The organism is Pedobacter sp. MC2016-24 (assembly GCF_015223055.1).
In the GTDB taxonomy this organism is placed as follows: Bacteria; Bacteroidota; Bacteroidia; order Sphingobacteriales; family Sphingobacteriaceae; genus Pedobacter.
Genome location: NZ_JADFBX010000001.1, coordinates 428,144 through 448,015 on the forward strand (window position 1 = coordinate 428,144; position 19,872 = coordinate 448,015).

Consider the following 19,872-nt stretch of genomic DNA (forward strand, 5'->3'; position numbering starts at 1 on the left):
TTTTGGGCATATGCTTAGCATGAAGTACCTCCATCAATAACATATGTATACAAATATATTATTTTTTTGTATACAAAATATAATAATGAAAAATATTTTTAGCTACGCAAAACGATTGAATAACAAGACAGAATTTGCAGTGCCGGAATTCAGGCAACAGCAAAACAAAGCCTGAACCAAGGGTATATTATGCGTACTTGATGTAGAAATAAAGTACCATAGCTGTGACAATAGCCCACCAGATGAAAGGATTGCGTAACCCTCGTTGCTGGGCCCGCTCTGCAAGCGGAAGAGACAGGCTATCCCTTGTCCAGATTAAGCCTTCCAGTTCATTTGCAGGCTTAGCCCTGGTAAACAAACTGACCACAACACAACAGGCCATGCAGGACCAGAACACAATGCCGGTACGGTTAAAAAAGGGCATCCCTGGAAATCCATACTCAATAGCCAATGACAAAGGAATGGTGAGCAATCCCGCTGCAACAGCCCCTGTATGCGTTGTACGTTTCCATAAGATGCCCAGCAAAAACATCGATGCGATGCCAGGCGTAAAATACCCATAGGCATTCATGAGGTAAATAAAAATCGGCTTATGCGAGTATTGAGTAAGTAAGGCAGTACAAATAATACCTAAGGTAATGACAATGACGCCTGTAATTTTTCCAAATCTGATGCTTTCCTTTTCTGTTGATTTGGGTTTAATATAGGGCAGATACACATCCATGGTCAAAATGGTCGTGCAGGAGTTGATCGCGCCCGAAAGATGAGACATCACTGCGGCGATCAAGCCGGCCATGACCAATCCAACCAATCCGGAGGGCAGCAAATGCTCAACCAGCGTTGCGAACAATAAATCAGGCTTATCCAGATCAGGGAATAGTTTTGCTGCCACCAGGGCAGGAAATATAATCAGCAAAGGAAGCAGGAACTTAAGATAATCACCAAAAATAATGCCCATACGTGCATGCCACTCATTTTTTGCAGCCAGCGTACGCTGTACAATAAACTGATTGGTTGCGTTGTAAAAAATACTGATGCACAAAAGTCCCCCCAGGTACATGGTCCAGGGAAAATCAGGATCACTTGCCGGCATCATCAGTTTCCAGTCCTTCGTCGTCTCCAGGACAGCAGAAAATCCACCCGCAGCGTCGATCGTGGTGTAAGAAAGCGCGAACATCCCCAGCATCAACACAGCCAATTGCACCATTTCCGTCCAGATTACTGCGCGTAACCCACCTGCAATGGTATAGATCCCAGTGGTAATGGCGAGAATCAAGACGCTCGTAATCATGGGAATCCCAAGCAAAGCCTGCAAGGATAATGCGCCCAGGTACAGCACTGCACTGATTTCCACAAAAATATAGGTTAACAATACAAGTACGGAATAAATGGTTCGTGCCCCTTCGCCGAAACGCTTTTGTAAAAACTCAGGCATGGTATAGAACCCGTTTCTAAGGTAAAAAGGCAGAAAAACCCACAACAAGGCATTAAAGCCAATAAGTATAGCACCCCATTCCGTTACTACCGCCACAAAACCACGGCTATAGGCAACCCCCATCACACCTACCAACTGGTGACTGCTGATGTTTGCCGCAATAATACTACCTCCAACCATCCACCAGGGCAGTTTATCGCCAGCCAAAAAATAATCCCTTTTTGTGCTGCTGCGCTTTCTGGAAGCATAAATGCCCAGGACAACAATGCCAAGTATATAAACACCAAAAACGATGGCATCCAGTGTGCTGAAATTTGAGTTCATTCGGTTTAGTTTTGGTTTGTTTTTGGTTTATTTCATGATCATTTTTGCTGCAGCTGTTGCTGCTGCAGTTAATTGCTCAAGCGATCCTTCGGCAAAAGGTGTTTGCCAAATGGCATACATGTTTTTTGTATACAATTTTCGTGGCGGCAGGTAACCAGCATAGCCGTTTACAATATTCATGACTGCAACCGTAGCTGGTTTCAGTTGCTCACGCAATTCCTGCTGAAACCAGGAATAAGCTTCATTAGGCTGTCCGATCAGACAGGCACTTCCCAATCGCCATATCCACAGCGGCATATCGGAAACATCGCCCTCTCCTACCGTTTTACGAATTCCACGCATCCGCCACAATCGCTCTTTCAACACATGATCTTCACAGGCACGCCAGTCGCGCTCAATCTCCGACAATGAAGGAAGTGACTTCAATACCAGTGGAATATGAATCATCTGCACACCCAAACTACCGGATGATGGTTGGTGCTCCCCTTTCCAGACCGCAAGAGGCGCTCCAGATTCCACCACTTTATCCAAAACCAGCACATTATCAGGCGCATACATTGCCTCCAGCACAGCGAGTGCAGCATGCCCCAATTGCCGACCATATCTGTCAGCAAGCTGACAATCACCAGAGTATTGTTCTGCCGGCGCCAGATCTCCCGATGCCCCCTGTAAAAAAAGACATGGCGCAGCCGTGCTTTCTTCCAGCAATTCACGCATTGCACCCACATAATCCGGAGAAATCAGCCGGTTGTCCCAGGCCAGTGTTGTTGGGTGACAGGCATAATTTACGATAACCCCCGTAATCTGTCCACTGCTATTGGTCACGCGGCCAACCAACAAGGTATCGTCTGCTTCCAATTCCGGGTTATAGCCAACCAGCAAACGATCTGCTGTTAGATCTTTCAGATCACGGTTGGTCGCAAGCGCACACTTTCCATAACGCCAGGAAAGCGTAGACACTGAAGCTACCGCCAATGCTTTCTGAATAGCCGAAATGGCTTGCACCTGAATGTATTTAAGATAAGGGATAATGTACTGACCACCAGGTTTTGAGGCATCTTCAGAAAACAAACCCGGCCCCGCATGGGTGTGTGACAAGCAAAGCATCAAATGTGAAGGCTCCAGGTTAAGGGCTTTCAATATTGAACTACGCAGCTCTTTTTCATCTGCAGCACTTTTCCACCAACCCAAATCAAGCGACACCAATACCATTGGACTTGCCGACTGATGGTCCTGAAAAGTCATACAGGTCAGTTTAAGCGCCCTGTGTATGCCTTCTGCAACGTCATGCTTCGCAGCTCCCCAGTTACGGGCATAAATACCTGATGGAGGTGTGACATCTTCCTGCGCAACACCTATTATTCCGGCGAATGATGGATCAAATGTCATAAAGCCTGAAGTGAAAGTCCGCCATCCATTAATAAAGTGCTACCGGTAATGTGCTCATTGGAAGGATGGCACAAATGCGCGACCTGTTTTGCCACATCTGCAGCTGTCATAATTTTCCCAACCGGAACCTGCGCTGCCGCTTTCTCAATCAGACCCGGATTTTTAGCCCAGATCTCTGCACTCAATCCGGCATTTACATAACCAGGTGCGACCTCATTCACGAGAATCCGGTGGGGAGCCAATTCCAATGCCATGCATTTGCAAAGCATCCGCAAACCGGCTTTAGAAACACAATAAGCAGGCAGATTGGGATGAACGGCCTCAGCCGCCCAACTGCCGATAAAAATAACGTGACCAGACAGGTTTTTCTCCAGCATGCGTTTGGTAGCCTGCTGCGTCAGGTAAAAGGCGCCATCCAGGTTAACACGAAGTTCGTGTGACCAGGCTTCCGGACTGAGTCCGTGCAGGTTGGCCTGCGTCACTCTTGCAGCATTTGAAATAACCAAAGAAGCTACGCCAAGATGATGCTCTACTTGTTCCAGCCAACCAGTCACCGCCTGCGCATCCGATATATCCACCTGGGCATAATGTGATTTCACCTGATGATCCTGCTTCAGTTCGTTTAAAAACACCTCAGCCTCATCCGGCGACTGCAAATCGCCTATTGCTATGGCAGCACCTTGTGCTGCGAACTCCCTGCAAATCGCCTTTCCGATATCTCCCAAGCCTCCGCTGATGATCAGCACCTTATCCTGAAACAATTTTTTCATATGCATATGTTCGGTCTACCAGTCCCCTACACTTCCGTCTCTATAAAATGTTCTTTGCAATACCTCCTGTTGAAAAGGATGTTTTTTCACCGCTTCTTCATTGATTTCAATACCAAGTCCGGGACGTGTATTGGGTCTCACAACCCTACCTTTAGGTTCAACAGTAAAGCCTTCACTAACCACATCTGCACGCCATGGCACATCGTTGTGTACACTTTCGCAAATGATATAACCCGGTGTCGCAAAACCAAATTCAATGGAAGCCGCTGTACTGACCGGGCCTTGCGGATTATGAGGTGCGATTGAAATGCGATACGCTTCGGCCATTGCCGCGATGCGCCGAACTTCACTCAAGCCACCGCAATGGGTAATGTCGGGCTGGATCACACTAACAGCTCGTTTTTCAAACAATTCCCGGAAGGCATGAATGGTAACCAGTCTTTCACCGGTTGCAATTGGTGTAGATACCGCACGTTGGATCAGCGCAATATCTTCAATAGATTCTGGCCAGCAAGGCTCTTCGAAAAAGTAGAGTCCATAAGGTTCCAACGCTTTAGCAAACTGCATGCCCATCCGCGGACTGGGCCGCGCATGGCAATCAACCATGATGTCAATATCATTACCTACCGCTTCACGCATCGACTTTACACAGGCCTCCGCATAATGAATCGGCTTCAAACCTTCCAAAGGCATAGTCTCGGGCACGGCCATTGACTTAAATGCAGTAAAACCGTCTTCCACAGCCTGTATGGCTAAGTCACCGAAACGACTGGCATCATCTGGCCGGGTTTGGTAAAAATCTTCCATTTTACCGCCACCCAGGTGACAATACAAGCGGATATAATCACGAACACGTCCACCCCAAAGTTCATGTGTGGGCACCCCATGGATCTTCCCGGCAATATCCCATAAGGCGATGTCAATCCCGCTGATGGCAGTCCCCCGCACAATTCCATTGCCATGCCAGAAATGCTGGCGGTACATCATCTGCCAGAGGTGCTCAATGCGCCGTGGATCTTCACCAATCAGCAATTGTGATAAATCTTCAATGGCCCCTACAACGCTCCGCGTATGCCATTCCAATGTGGCTTCACCCCAACCCCATAGTCCGGGCTGATCCGTTACAACTTTCACAAAAATCCAGTTCCGCATGCGCGCATGGCACACAAAGGTTTCTATCGCTGTTATTTTCATCTGTGTATTTCTGATTATTTACCTAACAGTGCTGACAATACTTTTTTATTTTTTTCCAGGGTCTCCTCAATATCCGCCATGCTATGTGCATATGAAATACTTCCTTGCTTTGAGGGTAATGGGAAATTAAATATTCCCTCCTCAATTAATTTCCGGCGGTATTCTTTATCAAAAGCAGCATCATTGTGCAGGGCAATATCGTGAAAATCTTTTGGAGCATGATCCATAAAATAAACACAAAATGCAGATCCCTGACGGGCTACATAAAATGGCTTATCATACTGAGAAAGGATGTCATTAAGTCCGTTCTCCAAAACAGCGCCCAGCTGGTCGACATGCTGGTAAACAGCAAATTCAGGAGAAGACAATTTTTTAAGCGTGGCAATTGCCGCTATAGTAGTTAAAGGATGTGCATTAAATGTACCTGCAATCAATACGCGTTTTTCTTTATCAGGATGCACAAAATAATCCATATAAGCAGCTTTCCCAGCAATTACCCCCATTGGGTAACCGTTTGCAATCGCTTTGCCGAAGGTGCTTAAATCCGGAGTTATACCACAAATACTTTGATATCCCCCTAGAGCATGACGAAAGCCAGTTTTTACCTCATCAAAAATCAATAGAAAACCAATTTCATCTGCCATTTTACGCAAACCTTCCAGATAACCAGGCTCAGGTTTCACGATACCTACATTTTGCAGGATGGGTTCCAGAATCATACAGGCAACAGGATATCGTTTAGTGATGTAGGCTACAGATTCAAGATCGTTGTAATTTACCACATGTATGAGCGCTTTGTGTTGCTCAGGAATGCCTGCGGACAAAGAATCAAAAGGATACTCCCCAGGACTTACACGCGCGCCGATATCTTCCAGGTTACTGATCACATTGCAAGCCACATCATTGTGCCAGCCATTGTAACCACCCTGCATAATGATGATGTGATCGCGTCCAGTTACCGCACGGGCAATCCTGATGGCATGATAAGTAGCCTCAGAACCAGTAGTGGTGATTTGCAGTTTTTCAACACTGGGAACACTGTTACAGAACAATTCCGCAAATTGCCCTTCCAGATCAGTCGGACCAGCGCCCATCAGCACACTCTGGTCATGTAACGAGCCCAGAACAGCTGAGTTTACATCTACATCATTATGCCCAAGAAAGGCCGCCGCAAAACCAGCCTGGTAATCGATATATTCATTTCCCTCAATATCCCAGACCCGGCTTCCCTTACCTTTTGAAAAACAGATATTGGGTTCAGATTTCCGATTGAGCGAAACTACACCGCCTGGAATCCATCTTTCATTTTTGGTAATTACTGCATCAGACTTTAACCAACTATTCATCATTTTTTTAAAGTTTTAGATTTTCCACCATTGTTAACCAAAGCCAGAACTGTTATTGATCAAAATATAAACAGCAATACTTTAGTTTTGTATACAAATATATTTAAATTTTGTATACAACAAAATCGTAAACATTAAATATTATATTTTTTTTGAATTCTATTTTTTTAGTATAAAAAAAGCCTGGTCATCCATATGACCAGGCTTTTTTATAAGATATGTCCTCCGGAGTGTTATTCCAACTCCAATGAAGCAGTTTCCCCACGAAGTAAATGCTTACTCAAAAACTCCTCCGCCTTTTTCAAACTTCTGGACTTAAGCGCTTTTAAAATCTCCCGGTGTTCCTTATCGGTCAATTCATAATCATCCATATGCGTAAGTGATCTTCCCAATTTCAAGTGAAACAATGGAATATTACTCAATTCATAAAGTTGCTTTAACTTTTCATTCTTGGCCAGATTGATCAGGGTTTCATGAAATTTCACATCTGCCTCACAAGCTCCTGAAAAATATCCGTTTTTAACCATGGCAGAAAAATCATCACATATCTTTTCCAACTCCAGAATATCTTCGGAAGTCACGTGGTTAAACGCAAGCCTCAAAGCGCCAAGCTCTAACAACTCACGAATCTCACGGATTTCCCGCACATCGGCCGCAGTCATTGACTTGATATAATACCCTCCTTTCTCTCCGACCTCTAACAAGCCCTCTCCCAGCAAACGATTCAATGCCTCACGAACAGAAACCCTGCTAACCTCAGTCTTAGTCGCCCATACATCTTCTTTCAACCTTGTCCCGGGCACCAATTGATTCGACAATATCTTTTTCCGCAATTCGGAATATACTTTATTTGATTGTGAGTCCTCTTTCATACCAATATGTAAACAAAATTATTTGTAAAAAGTAAACAATATTAAAAACAGCGCAAGATACTAAAACAATTTATGCATTTAATATTAGATTCCGGCTTAGTTCATCGTACCCATCGCATAAATAGTTATTTTTTCTTTTTATTTCATGGTTAACCTTTTGATGCTGATGGTCATCTGCTTACTTGTTGCTGTATTCACCACACTATTGATGTAAATATAGGCGCGGTATTTTCCGTCTGCAGTCTCCAGCCAAATCCCCGACTCTGCCCGTGTATTGATTGCAAAATCTGGAGCATCTGTAAAATTACGCTGCTCCAGATCGACATCATCAACAAACACGCTTGTTGCCACCGCAGAACCGATTACCAGTTGCTGGTCCCTGACATCCCATGCCTTGATCATTTTGGTTTTATTATTCAAACCAGCCGGCAAACTGATACCCGGACGATATTCGGCACTTGCAGTTGGCGCCACCAGCGCATGATTAAACGTTACACCTGTAATGGCACGATACAAATAAATAAGGTCAATTTTTGTTGGATTGGCAGCAGCAAACGTTGCGTCATATACTGCCATATCCGCAATTGACAAATAAGAAGTTGTAGGATCGATAACAACTAAGCCCTTTTTAAGCTCCATTCTTCTGATCGGATAAGGACCCATTTTATAACTAACAGTCTCGCCATTACTCCCTGTCACCGAAAACGTAAACGAAACATCCCGACCCCGGGCCTCTTCAGGTATCCGGTAAAAATACCGCAGTGTTGCTGCTGAAATATCAGCGTTGTAAGTTACCGTTGTTGCATTACCACTGTTTACGGAAGCGCTGCCCACCACAGTACCAACTTCTACACCACTGCTGTTGGTACTGTAAAACTTATTATCCAGATAAGTTCCTGTTGCACCAGCAATGGAAGCTGTAACCGTAGCAGAAACCAGTTTCCCTTGCTCAGGAAGCAAGGCCATTGCGTAGGCAAACTCCATATCCAAACCAACAATTCCTGGTCCTAAAGAACGCTTAATGACATCATTCTGGAGTCCGGATTTTGGCGTTGGCACCGCGTATTCCTTTTCCTTGCAACCTGTAAAAGCGAAAATCAAGAGCCCCAACAGACATAAAATATGTGTTTTTTTCATGATGCTATTTTTTAATTTATTTTTTGAACCGTTAAATAAACTGTATAGGTTTTCTTAACCTTCCGGTTACCCGAAACCACTGTCCATTGTTTTGGATTGCTCAGGTCCGAAAAATCAACCTTTCCTGGAATTTTAGGATCCAATTTGGCGTCAGTAACCAAAGTAAACTGTGGATAAAGATTTTTCAAATCGGTGCCAAAGAGCACTTCAACGTTTACTGTTTGTGCCGTGGTATCTACAACAGCCGCTTTACTTCTTACGGTCTGATAGTCTGCTCCCAGGATCTCAAAACTACTCACATAGCAATCGGATCGCGTAGTGATCAGCAACCCATCATCATCAACAGGGAATCCTTTTTTACAAGCGGTGAACATCGCCAAAAAGATCAGGCTAAAGTATAGTGACTTTTTCATTTCAATCAATTTAAATTAAAGGTTATCTCCATGGTATATTTTGACTCAGATTTGGGTTCCGCGTACGCTCACTTTCCGGGATCTGGTAGATGTAGCAGCGCTGATAAATCAACTCGGATGCATTTTGAAAAAAACGTTCCCAATTGTTTCCGTGAGTATCCATAAACCACTTGCCATCGCCGTATGCCGGCCCAAAAACCCTTTCGATCGCCCGCCATCTACGCAAATCAAATGCACGCTGACCTTCACCGACCAACTCCACAATCCTTTCCTGTTCAATGGCGCTAAAAAACGCAGCGGGACCAGATGTTTTGGATGAAGCCAATGGTGGGAGATTTCCCCGGCGCCGCACCCGGTTTACCAGGGCAATGGCATCAGCCTGAGGACCATCCACGGCATTTGTTGCTTCGGCATACATTAAAAACACATCTGCCAGCCGCATTACAGGCCAGTTAAAATCGCCATTACTTCTGGCTAAGCCGCCATAATTCCGAACGAACTTTCTAAATTGATACCCGGAAAAATTGGTTCCATTGTCTGCAAAATTAGGGTAGGAAACACCGTTGATTACCGAATTACCTGTGTAAGTCTTATAAAGGAAATTCACATAGGAAGTCTGGTCAACCTCTCCCTGCCCCATGATCTTTTCATAATCCCAAAGCATGGTCGCCTTCATCCTGTAATCCCTGTCTTTATAGCTATCTGGATTAATGGCAGAGTTAGGCGCCGTCCGCGCAGCCGCCACATTAGGCTGGATCTGTACAAGGGGAGGCAGGAAGTCGCCCGTAATGGTAGACTGATAACGGTTGGCCAGTTCATAACGCGGTATCACCTGATTTTGCCCCAAGCCATTCAGCGGCCCCGTAAAAACGCGTTGGTATTCATCTCCCTGTGTCGGAGTCAAACCTGAGCCATGCGGCAATACCATCAACATCTCTCCACCCGCATTTAAATTCCCGGGATTGGGAATAAACATATAATAGTAATTTGGCAATACATCCGCAGCTCCCATGGTTCCCCATTGCCCGGGGTCACCTCCCCTAAATAACGTTAGGCCGTAATCCTGAATGACACCTTTAAAATCTGCCGCAGCCGCTCTGTAGGCTGTTTCCGCCTCAGTAGCACTGGGTTTAAACTTATCCAATTCCGGCCAGCCAAACTTATTCCAGCTTGCCCAGAACAACTGCATTTTTCCTCTGAAAGCTAAAGCAGCAGGCTTTGAAGGACGGCTAATCACCGGATTTTTCAAGGGCAACTTTTCAAATGCATAAGTAAAATCGGCTAAAATTGAATCCTTTACTTGTCTGATTGGCATCCTTGATAAAGTATCTACCTCTATCGGATTGTAAATGATTTTCCCTACATATGGCACATCTCCCCATAAAGAAATCAGGCGTAAATAGGTAATTCCGCGGAGTAAACGGGCCTCACCGGCGATACTTTCCAAATTGCGGGTAGCCGCTTCAGTTTTTGCAGGCAACATACGCCGGTTTATATTTTCAATCACGTAATTGGCATGGGTAATCACACCGTACAGACTTTTGTAAGTCTCCAATGCCGAGCCGCCATAATTACTTGGATTATTTACGCCAAGAGGGACAGGGCTTACAGCTCCTGTATTGTACACTTTTACAAATTCCGCGTGTCCTTCGAAATGATAATCTCGGTCAAAGCTGGAACGAAAAGCATTATAAACACCCATTAGAGCCGAAGTTGCATCGGCTTCAGTCTGCCAATAAATCGCAGAAGGCAAACCCACAGTGGACTTCTGGTCCAACAAATCCTTCCTACATGAACTCAGTAAAAACGACCCGAACATGAGCACCACAACAGACAGCCGTATAAAATAATTTTGTTTCATGATGATCTTCTTTTATAATTCAACATTCAAGCCCAGTACAAACATTTTACTAAGCGGGTACACGTCATTGCTATAACTCACCTTTTCAGGATCTAAACCACGGTAATTGGTGATGGTAGCCAGGTTATCAGCCGAGCCGTAAATGCGCACACTGCCCAAACCAATTTTTTTCATGTAAGGCTTATTAAATGTATAGCCAAGCTGTAAATTTTTCAACCTCAGGTAAGTCACGTCATCCAACCAAAATGTACTTGCATTAGTTGTAAACGGCGCTGCAGCAGTACCACTGGTTAAACGCGGCAATTGAGCGTTACGATTATCTACAGTCCAGGTATTCAGGTACTGATTCCAGTTTACTGCGACATTGGTGGCTTGTGTAATCCTGGTATTAGTCATATTGTTGTTGTAATAATCCTTGCGTCCTGTTGCGCCCTGCAACATCAGCCCCAGATCAAAACCCTTCCAGGACACATTACCCCGGAAAGCAAAATTTGTAGTTGGCCGTTGTGTTTGAAAATTTGGATAGGCCACCTGATCATTGTGATCAATCCTTCCATCTCCGTTTACATCCTTTAATAAAATATCGCCAGGAGAAGCACCTTGTACAGGCGCATTGTATACATCTTCCCAGGTCTGCGCAATACCCGACGACTGGTACGCATATACAAAATAATATGGCATGTCTATAAAAACAGCACTTCTAGCCAGAAACTCAGGCCATTTCTCCAGTACAGTAGCATTGTAACTTGCATTGATATTTAGCATATAACCGAAATCACCCCGGTTTTCCTTCCAGGTGAGGTTGGCTTCTACTCCACGGTTCCTCAGGTTACCAAGATTTTTTCTTGGCGCGGGACTAAGTGCGGCAGCCAGCAGGATTGACAAATCTCCCGGACGGATCATCCCTGTTGTCAACCTGTTGTAATAATCAAATTCCGTAGTTAATCTATTTGCAAAAAACGCCATATCCAGCCCGAGGTTTAGCATTGTGGTTTTTTCCCAGGTCAGATCCTGATTGATCAATTTCCTATTCTGAAAGCCAGGAACAGCGAGCTGGTTGACTACAGATCCATTTACAGAACTGGCAACATAATTGGTATTTGTCAATACTTCCTGTTGCTCATATAATCCCACTCCGTTATTGTTACCCAAAGAACCATAAGAGGCTCTGAATTTACCATTTGTCAGCCCAATTTTCTCGGTGATGGGCTTAATGAAAGACTCTTCTGTAAAACGCCAGCCTATTGCTGCAGAAGGGAACACACCATACTGGTTCCCTTCAAGGAAACGAGAGGATCCATCCACCCGGAAGTTGGCTTCAAATAAATATTTCCCAAAGGCCGAATAGTTTAAACGCCCGATATAGGAGCGCATACCCTCGGTGCTCGATGAACCGTTATTGGTGATGTTCACACTACCTAAGGCAGCATCCAATTCGTGCAACAAGGGATGAAATCTATTTTCCCGGTTGGCACTTAAGGTCCTGATCTTCCAAAACTCTTCACTATAAGCAGCCATCACATTCAATTCATGGTTCTTCGCAATGGTCTTATCGTAGCTGATCTTTGCTGTAAGTTGGGTTTTATAATTATTTCTATCGGCGTTATAAATCCTTTCGTTATCACCTACATAAGTACGTGAGCCAAAATCACCCAATTGAAAATTATAGGCTTTGGAAGGGATGTCTGCACGCCAGGTAAACTGACTGCCATAATTTAGGTTGTAATCAATACGGCCCTTAAGCCCTGCAATCGGATTGTATTCGATGTACACATTTCCCATGGCCTCCTGCCGTTCCACATTGTTTTTATTCCTGTTGATATAATCTACGTACGGATTAGTAGCCAGGGGACTCTCGCCATAAGCCATCGCACCACCGTAATATCCGGTAACAGGATCATAAGGCGTGATACCGGCAGGTGCTGTAAAAATGTCCAGCCCGCTTGTGCCATTGGCGGTAAAGCCCTCCTCGTAATTGTACCTGTAGTTTGACCAGTTTCCAGAAAATCGCACCCCCGCACTGATGTTCTTTTTAATTTTCGCATCGTAGCTAAAAAGCGCGTTGTATCGTTTAAAATCATTTTCTATCTGAATCCCCTTTTCATCCATTACACCTACGGAAAGATAAAAGTTCGATTTGTCACTGCCACCCGTAGCCGACACATTGTAATTATTCAGCTGACCGTTCCTGGTGATCAAATCCCACCAATCTGCATTTGGGTAACGCAATGGATCAATCATGCTTTTGGCAAACCACTCGTCAATTGTCCCATTTTTAAAATTGATAGAGGCTGGCACAGATCCCACGGCCTGTGCACGCTGTGTAACGGTTAATGCTTTCGCGTAATTTGGCAAAAACTCAAATGCATTCGTAGGCTTTTGGATAGTAGAGCTGATAGAACCACTGATTTTTGTGCCCTGCGCTCCTTTACCCGACTTTGTGGTAATGAGAATTACGCCATTTGCACCACGAGAACCGTATACAGCAGCCGAAGCCGCATCTTTTAACACAGAAACGCTTTCCACATCATTCATATTAATACGGTTGATGTTCACATCAGGCATACCATCTACCACAATCAGTGGATTGGCATCATTTACTGTCCCAAGGCCACGAATTAAAAGTGTAGCGCTATTGTTTCCAGCCATCCCGGAGGTCTGATTTACCGCCAGTCCCGGCAACATCCCCTGCAATGCAGACGAAACATTAGGTAAAGCCCTGCTGGTCAACTGCTCATCCACTTTAATGGCAGCCACAGCCCCCAATAAGTTCACTTTCTTTTGCGTTCCATAGCCCACTACAACCAGCTCATTTAAATTCTGGGAAGTAGAAGTCAAAGCCACTGTACCGAATTTAAGATCTGCTATTTTTTCAACATCCACATAACCCAACAAATGAAACTTAAGTTTATCTCCACGCTTCGCTTTGATCGCGTACTGCCCGTTGCCGTTTGTAATGGTTACCACAGCTGTACCAACAAGCCGCACTTCTACTCCAGGCAAGGGCATCCCCTCGGCATCAACAACCTTTCCCTCCTGCAAAACAGGATCTTGCCAAACCGATATATGTTCATGATTCAATCTGGCCTCTACCTGCCAGATACCCGCTACAGAAATGACAACGGTTAATTTCATTATTCTCCAACATTTACTAAAGCCCTTTGGCCAAAAAAAATTTGTTTTCATTACCTATGTAAGATTTGCATAGTAAACACTCTTTTTATTTATAATTACTAGGATAGATCAGGATATTGAGTAGTTATTGCAGGTTCATGTTTCGCCTCCTTTCTTTCGGTTTACACTTCAAATCAACCAGCATACCTTAGGTTTTGACAAAGCAGTAGCTATGCTGCAACCCAAAAGGAATGCATCAAAAATGACCTGTCCATGCCATTCAATAATTTAGGTAAGGTTGATCTGGTTGATTTTCAGTTTTAGTTTTAGTGATTAGCTTGGTTTCTTCGGTTTTGTTTGATTAATAGCGAGTTGAGTATTAATGTATACAAATATATTATTTTTTTGTATACAACAAAATGAAAAATGAGTTTATTTGGATTTTTTTATTCTGCCGTGGGAATTAAAAAAAAATGCCGGATCAAATAGACCACGGCATCCAAAAACTAACTAACAAAGCAACTTAAAAACATCCCGTAGCTAATAGCACATTGCTATTCTATACTTACAGAAATTATGAAAACAAATAATACTTAAAAAAGTATACATAAACTACTTCAAATCATCGACACCATAGGCTCTACCTGGACTGACAACATACTGACCAGAACCGATTTTAAATGAAATCGTATTTTTACCCGGACTCAGGTCAAAATTAAACTGAACTTTACCGTCAGCGCGGCTAACACGCCAATATCCAGGTTTTAAACCCGTCAAAATGACTTCAGAAAGTCCCGGAGCAGGAACATCTACCATAAATGCCTTACACAGTAAATCAGAACCTGAGTCCATCACCAGCACTTTGTCGGCTATCGCAAGTTGATAACATCCATCTTTCTCTTTAAAATCAATCGGCAGTGGCTTTTCGTCTCCTTCTGCCATTTGAAATACCGTCAGAAACTTATCATGCAAGCCGGCTTTTTTAGGTGAGATCAGGATGCGGTGCCCATTTGCTTCTGCTTTTTCGGATACGATATCGTAGCGCTGACCAAATGTGCTATTGGCATCTTTTCCGCTTAAAATCTCTGTTTTACGATCGGTAGCTGCAGGTACCAACATCCTGACATGGGTTTTTCCGACCAGTCCCTTCAATTCATTCTTCAGCACCATCTCATCGGCAAAAAGTTCTGGTTTGTTCAAAGTATTGATTTGCCAGAACTTTTGAAACTCAGGTTTTGCTGTCACCATATCGTCGGTCAGGACGATTACTGCCGGCACATCTTTTCTATCGAGATTTAAAAAACAAAAACCACGGGTATAACTGCTCATTTTACTGGTATAAGCACCCGTCAAATCAACTTTAAAATAACTATAAGAGGGTTTCACCGGATCAGGTCCAAAATCAGCCGACAATACTTTTCCATTGTCAAACCAGGGATCCGACACCACTTCCTGCGGCGATAAAGGAAAACGCTGGTTAAAGCGTGTACCCCCATCAAGCACCTTGGCGCGGAACAACAAAGACTCATCTGGATCTTTAGCGAGCATCATACTGTGCGCTACAGACCTCTTGCTGAAATTATAATCATACGGAGATCCATAAGATAAATACAAACCAATATCACCTACTTGTATACCATGATGATAAATCTGGAGTGCCCCTGCATCAGATTGCTGGTGGTTGCCAAAATGATACCCACCACCTTTTATTTCCGCAACCACATCTTTACTTTCTTCGCTGTTACCCCATCCCGTACGGGCAACCATTGAACCCAATATCTTTCCGAAATCTTTAGTAAGCGGCAACACGCCGAGATCATGGCTTGCCTTCAGCTTTGGATCGTTGACCAGGAGAAACAGCACCGGGTTATCCGGCAAGCCACCTTCACGCTCAAATTCACCTTTAATTAATGGATCATTGGCATAAGCATAGCTCAACAGCATCGTTTGCGGTTGCTTCCAGTACAGCGGCCTCTTTCCGCCAAACTTCACACTAAACATGTCACCGTCGCGAAGCATATAACCATCCGGCAAACGCATATAAAGCCAGTAATGAGCTAATTTCTTGATGTTATCATCAAAAACAGGCGACCCTGTCATCCTGTAAAACAACCATGCAGCATGCATTTCCCAGCCAAAACGGTACGCACCATAATCTACGCCCTGGTTATGACGCGGTGATTCATACTCAAATTTCCGCATCGGCACCAGATTTTCCAGTACAGTATAAGCGGTATATTTATAGAGATCCGGATTTTTTTCATACAGCGCAATACTCATGGACAGAAGGTCGCGGCTGATCTGCGCTTCATTCCCGTGACCGTTAATGATGCTGTCCATAAAAGGCGGCCATCCGATTTCCATTTCCCGGGCCAAGCCCAGCATCTTGTCGTACAGCAATTGCTTATCCTTTTCTGTCAGCAAATCATAACACCAGTCGTACACCAATGAAGCGGTATAAATGGACCGGCCAATTTCGCGGGTAATGTCACCGTATTTTACATTTCCAAATTCCAGCACGGACAGGTAATTCACCGCCAGTCGTGCTGCTTCTTTACCAATCTTTTTATCGCTACTCATTAAATAATAAAAGGCCTTCACCTGCAATACCTTCTCCAATTCTTCCTGATAGAAAATTTCACGATCGGGATTAAAATCAAAATGATAAGGTGTTTTCGCTAAAGCACTAACCTGCAACCAGACCGCCTGATTTTCGCCCTCCCTTACCCTGGCTTGAAGTGCCGGCAAGGATTGCTGGGTTACCCACAACCTGGGATGTGTACCTGGCGGAACAACTTTTGGAACATAATTACGGGCTTCGAGAGGTATTTCAGGATCGTTGTAATTTTTCAATTCGACACTCCCCAACTGAATTCCTTGAGGTAGCCACATTTTAATTTCCTCATCCTTACCTGAGAATTCAAATTTACCCGAAACCTGGTTGGCGGCCTGATGGATGTCATATACAATACGCCTGGTCACACGTTGGTTGCCGATCTGAATTTTGATATAAGATGCCATAACATTACCACCATCATCCTTTTTCAAAGTTGCACCATTGGCTGAAGGAACGGCATAAGTTGACAATTGATAAGTACCTGCCAGAGGTACCTTGACACAAAAGACAAGGTCTGGGACTGAAGGCGCTGCATCAACCATGGAAGGCACATTTTTTTTTAAGCACAACCAATTTTGATTGGCAGGACCGGCAATTTTTTCAACAGTCTTAGCATTGAGCTGAGCTTCATCCATGTCGAATTTTCTCGAATACCGGTCGCCGACAACATAAGGATGCACCTGAGCATATCCAGCCAAAGAACTTAAGCTGAAAAACAATAAATACACAATACTTTTTTTCAATTTTATCATCATTTACAAATCAAGGGCAATACAATGCTCAACCAATTAAACTTTAATATAAATTTTATGCCGGTCTAAAACCATCGCCACAAGCCAGCAAAAAAGCATATTGACCAGCGCAAAAAACAGGGAACCAGCCGGCCCGGGCAAAACAGCCTGGAAAACCACCTCATTTATCTTTTCATATAAATTGCTATTGCCTGCAGGTATTCGTCGCAAAACAACCAATAGCATTTCTGCCAGCATATAGATAAAAAGTGGGTTTTTACCAAAAACGATAAAAAAACTTGTCCAGCCTTTCTTGCCACCTTTGTTTTTCTGTGTGACCAACACCAATAATGAGAGTAGGATCAAATCCAGACCGATGGTCAGCAATGCAAAAGAACTTGACCATATCTTTTTATTAATAGGAAACAGCAGGTTCCAGCAGAGCGCCACTGCAATGCCGATACCTCCAGTAATAAACAAAGGACGTAAATCCATCATTGAGTTTCCTTTTTCCTGAAGATATTTTCCTGCAAGATACCCGGCCAGTGTATTTACCACGGCAGGAAAGGTACTTAGCAAACCTTCAGGATCAAATACACCGTGATCAAAATACAGGTGCGATTTACCAAACAAAAAGATATCCAGCTTAGTACCCGCATTACCTTCAACTGAAAAAGGATCGGTGGTACCAAATACAACGAGTACCCCCCAATACAAAACCAGTAGTCCAACACCGATATAAGGTAAATACTTTCTGCTGATGTAGCGCACTGCTAATCCTGTCAGCAAATAACAAATGGCGATGCGTTGCAATACGCCAAAAAAACGGGTTTCAGCCAGGGGAATGGGCAGCACCTCATGGTTTGCAGCCAGTTTAAAAAATGGGAACCAACACAATAGATAACCCAAAAGAAAAATTAAAAATGACCTTTTAAAAATAGTCAGCACGACCTCACTATCGGTCATGCGGCCAAACTTTTTTTCCGAAAAACTCAAGGCATTGCCCACAGCAAACAAAAAAGACGGAAAAACAAGGTCTGTCGGCGTAAAACCATTCCACACCGCGTGATCAAGCGGCCAATAAGGCAAAGCGCCTGAGCCGGGACTGATGACAATAATCATAAAACAGATCGTCATCCCGCGAAAGACATCGAGCGCGACAAACCTGCTTTCTCCTGACCGGAGTTCTATTTTTTTCATGATGGCCAGTCGAAATTTAATACCCTGAATTTTTAGCAATCGTGGGATTGGCAGTCCGCTCTACTTCAGGAATAGGCTGCAGTCTTCTGAAATCTGTAGTTTTCACATCAGTATAAAAAGAGTAAGCCTTAGCGCCCATATTTTGCCTGGTAAAATCAACATTGGTTCTATTCAGGTCAAAAAATCTCAATCCCTCAAAAGCCAGCTCTTTACGTCTTTCTAAAATGATCGCATTGATCAGCGGCTGCCCTGTATAGGTGTAGGCCGCCAATAGCGGATCTCTGTTTTGAGCTACCATATTCAGGTAGATTCTGGCATTTGTTTCATCCTTCAATTGCGCATACGATTCGGCCAAAGTCAGCAATACTTCTGCATAACGCAGTATTTTAACCTCGTCTCTATCTGTATTGGCAACATTCTGGTATTTGTTGACAAAATAAGCCTGGTATGCCCCGGCGCCGGTACCTCTAACCCCATTTAGGATCAAATCCCTCCTCCTGTCTGTTGCGGTATACATCGCGTAGGTATCGTCGGTCACCAGTAAATCTCCCAAACCACCTCTGGCATAAAGCCAATCCATTCCTTCAACCCCATTGTTAGCTACAGCGGTATTGCTGATCTCAAAAATGGTTTCCATTTTATCCGTCCTGGGTAAATTAGAAGCCCAATAATTGCTAAATGCAGTTGCTGTTGAAGCCAGGGAATAGCCACCGTTCTTAACCACAAGCAATGCTGCATCACGTGATTTTTCATAATTACCCTGATATAAATAAGCCCTTGCCTGAAGGGCTTTGATGGCGTATTTGGAGATGAAATTGGTATTGGCAACATGAATCGCGGGGGTGGTTTCCGGCATCATTTCATAGGCCTTATCCAAATCATCATGGATTTGTACATATACTTCCGAAACCGTATTTCTGGGAGGAGTAATTAATACCCCACCCTTATCGGTCGATACCGTAACCAAAGGCACGCCATCAGCGGCCGGATTTACGGTGTATGGTTTGCCATACCAATTGACCAGATTCAGGTAAAGTAAGGCCCTTAAAGTATAGGCTTCTGCCCTCAATTGATTTGAGTTCACACTTCCTTTTAAATCAGAACCAATAATCCTGTTTGCCTGCAAAATACCGTAATAGCTCTGTGCCCAAATGTATCGGGGTTCGGTACTGCCTTCAACAAAAGTATAGTTATTCAGGGTAAGCAATCTTCCTGAGTTAGAACTGCTCAGATAAACATTATCTGCAAGCAAATCGCCCATCACGATTGCATTTCGTCCAAACAGGTAATAGCTTTGCAAAATCCTATAAGTACCCGCAAGGGCTTCCATCATGTCTCCATCCGTCAGTATGGCTTTATCTACAGAAACTGAAGTTGAAGGCTCTTCTTTTAAAAAGTCTTTGCTGCAGGAGGAAACCAACAGGAACATCATCAGCAGGACAGCTATATAAGTAGGTCTATTTTTCATT

General features: G+C 43.9%; 13 protein-coding genes. All 13 read right to left on the bottom strand.

Annotated features, from left to right (window positions below; genetic code table 11):
• Positions 1–187 precede the first annotated feature (187 nt).
• On the bottom strand, positions 188–1,759 hold the full coding sequence (locus tag IM797_RS02065; protein ID WP_194125430.1) for an SLC5 family protein: 1,572 nt from the start codon (positions 1,757–1,759) through the stop codon (positions 188–190).
• Between the two features lie 27 nt (positions 1,760–1,786).
• Positions 1,787–3,148: a neutral/alkaline non-lysosomal ceramidase N-terminal domain-containing protein gene (locus tag IM797_RS02070; RefSeq protein WP_194125431.1), complete on the bottom strand. Its 1,362-nt coding sequence runs from the start codon at positions 3,146–3,148 to the stop codon at positions 1,787–1,789.
• Positions 3,145–3,918 carry an SDR family NAD(P)-dependent oxidoreductase gene (locus IM797_RS02075; RefSeq protein ID WP_228098675.1) on the bottom strand — a complete coding sequence of 258 codons (774 nt, stop codon included), beginning with the start codon at positions 3,916–3,918 and terminating at the stop codon, positions 3,145–3,147. The genes IM797_RS02070 and IM797_RS02075 overlap by 4 nt, the downstream gene beginning before the upstream one ends.
• 15 nt (positions 3,919–3,933) lie before the next feature.
• Positions 3,934–5,112, bottom strand: a complete 1,179-nt coding sequence (gene dgoD / locus IM797_RS02080) for a galactonate dehydratase (RefSeq protein WP_194125433.1) — start codon at positions 5,110–5,112, stop codon at positions 3,934–3,936.
• 14 nt (positions 5,113–5,126) lie between these two features.
• Complete coding sequence (locus tag IM797_RS02085) at positions 5,127–6,461, bottom strand: aspartate aminotransferase family protein (protein ID WP_228098676.1); 1,335 nt, start codon at positions 6,459–6,461, stop codon at positions 5,127–5,129.
• Between the two features lie 230 nt (positions 6,462–6,691).
• Positions 6,692–7,330 (bottom strand): GntR family transcriptional regulator, encoded by a 639-nt coding sequence (locus IM797_RS02090; RefSeq protein WP_194125434.1) that lies wholly within the window; start codon positions 7,328–7,330, stop codon positions 6,692–6,694.
• Positions 7,331–7,468: 138 nt separating this feature from the next.
• Positions 7,469–8,467 carry a DUF4466 family protein gene (locus IM797_RS02095; RefSeq protein WP_194125435.1) on the bottom strand — a complete coding sequence of 333 codons (999 nt, stop codon included), beginning with the start codon at positions 8,465–8,467 and terminating at the stop codon, positions 7,469–7,471.
• Positions 8,468–8,478: 11 nt separating this feature from the next.
• Entirely contained in the window at positions 8,479–8,880 is a 402-nt protein-coding gene (locus IM797_RS02100; protein WP_228098677.1) for a DUF5018 domain-containing protein, read from the bottom strand.
• 22 nt (positions 8,881–8,902) lie between these two features.
• The gene (locus IM797_RS02105) at positions 8,903–10,741 is read right to left on the bottom strand and encodes a RagB/SusD family nutrient uptake outer membrane protein (RefSeq protein ID WP_194125436.1); all 1,839 of its coding nucleotides are present in this window, start codon (positions 10,739–10,741) and stop codon (positions 8,903–8,905) included.
• 12 nt (positions 10,742–10,753) lie between these two features.
• Entirely contained in the window at positions 10,754–13,876 is a 3,123-nt protein-coding gene (locus IM797_RS02110; RefSeq protein WP_228098678.1) for a TonB-dependent receptor, read from the bottom strand.
• 591 nt (positions 13,877–14,467) lie between these two features.
• Positions 14,468–17,215, bottom strand: coding sequence for a hypothetical protein (locus tag IM797_RS02115; protein ID WP_194125438.1), 2,748 nt, complete (start codon positions 17,213–17,215; stop codon positions 14,468–14,470).
• A 45-nt stretch (positions 17,216–17,260) separates the two neighbouring features.
• Positions 17,261–18,403 carry an acyltransferase family protein gene (locus tag IM797_RS02120; RefSeq protein WP_194125439.1) on the bottom strand — a complete coding sequence of 381 codons (1,143 nt, stop codon included), beginning with the start codon at positions 18,401–18,403 and terminating at the stop codon, positions 17,261–17,263.
• 16 nt (positions 18,404–18,419) lie between these two features.
• Positions 18,420–19,871, bottom strand: coding sequence for a RagB/SusD family nutrient uptake outer membrane protein (locus IM797_RS02125; RefSeq protein WP_194125440.1), 1,452 nt, complete (start codon positions 19,869–19,871; stop codon positions 18,420–18,422).
• Position 19,872 lies beyond the last annotated feature (1 nt).

Excerpts from the sequence above, each read along its gene's own strand:
- IM797_RS02065 (WP_194125430.1), bottom strand. The coding sequence starts at position 1,759 with ATGAACTCAAATTTCAGCACACTGGATGCCATCGTTTTTGGTGTTTAT.
- IM797_RS02070 (WP_194125431.1), bottom strand. The coding sequence starts at position 3,148 with ATGACATTTGATCCATCATTCGCCGGAATAATAGGTGTTGCGCAGGAA.
- IM797_RS02075 (WP_228098675.1), bottom strand. The coding sequence starts at position 3,918 with ATGAAAAAATTGTTTCAGGATAAGGTGCTGATCATCAGCGGAGGCTTG.
- dgoD (WP_194125433.1), bottom strand. The coding sequence starts at position 5,112 with ATGAAAATAACAGCGATAGAAACCTTTGTGTGCCATGCGCGCATGCGG.
- IM797_RS02085 (WP_228098676.1), bottom strand. The coding sequence starts at position 6,461 with ATGATGAATAGTTGGTTAAAGTCTGATGCAGTAATTACCAAAAATGAA.
- IM797_RS02090 (WP_194125434.1), bottom strand. The coding sequence starts at position 7,330 with ATGAAAGAGGACTCACAATCAAATAAAGTATATTCCGAATTGCGGAAA.
- IM797_RS02095 (WP_194125435.1), bottom strand. The coding sequence starts at position 8,467 with ATGAAAAAAACACATATTTTATGTCTGTTGGGGCTCTTGATTTTCGCT.
- IM797_RS02100 (WP_228098677.1), bottom strand. The coding sequence starts at position 8,880 with ATGAAAAAGTCACTATACTTTAGCCTGATCTTTTTGGCGATGTTCACC.
- IM797_RS02105 (WP_194125436.1), bottom strand. The coding sequence starts at position 10,741 with ATGAAACAAAATTATTTTATACGGCTGTCTGTTGTGGTGCTCATGTTC.
- IM797_RS02110 (WP_228098678.1), bottom strand. The coding sequence starts at position 13,876 with ATGAAATTAACCGTTGTCATTTCTGTAGCGGGTATCTGGCAGGTAGAG.
- IM797_RS02120 (WP_194125439.1), bottom strand. The coding sequence starts at position 18,403 with ATGAAAAAAATAGAACTCCGGTCAGGAGAAAGCAGGTTTGTCGCGCTC.
- IM797_RS02125 (WP_194125440.1), bottom strand. The coding sequence starts at position 19,871 with ATGAAAAATAGACCTACTTATATAGCTGTCCTGCTGATGATGTTCCTG.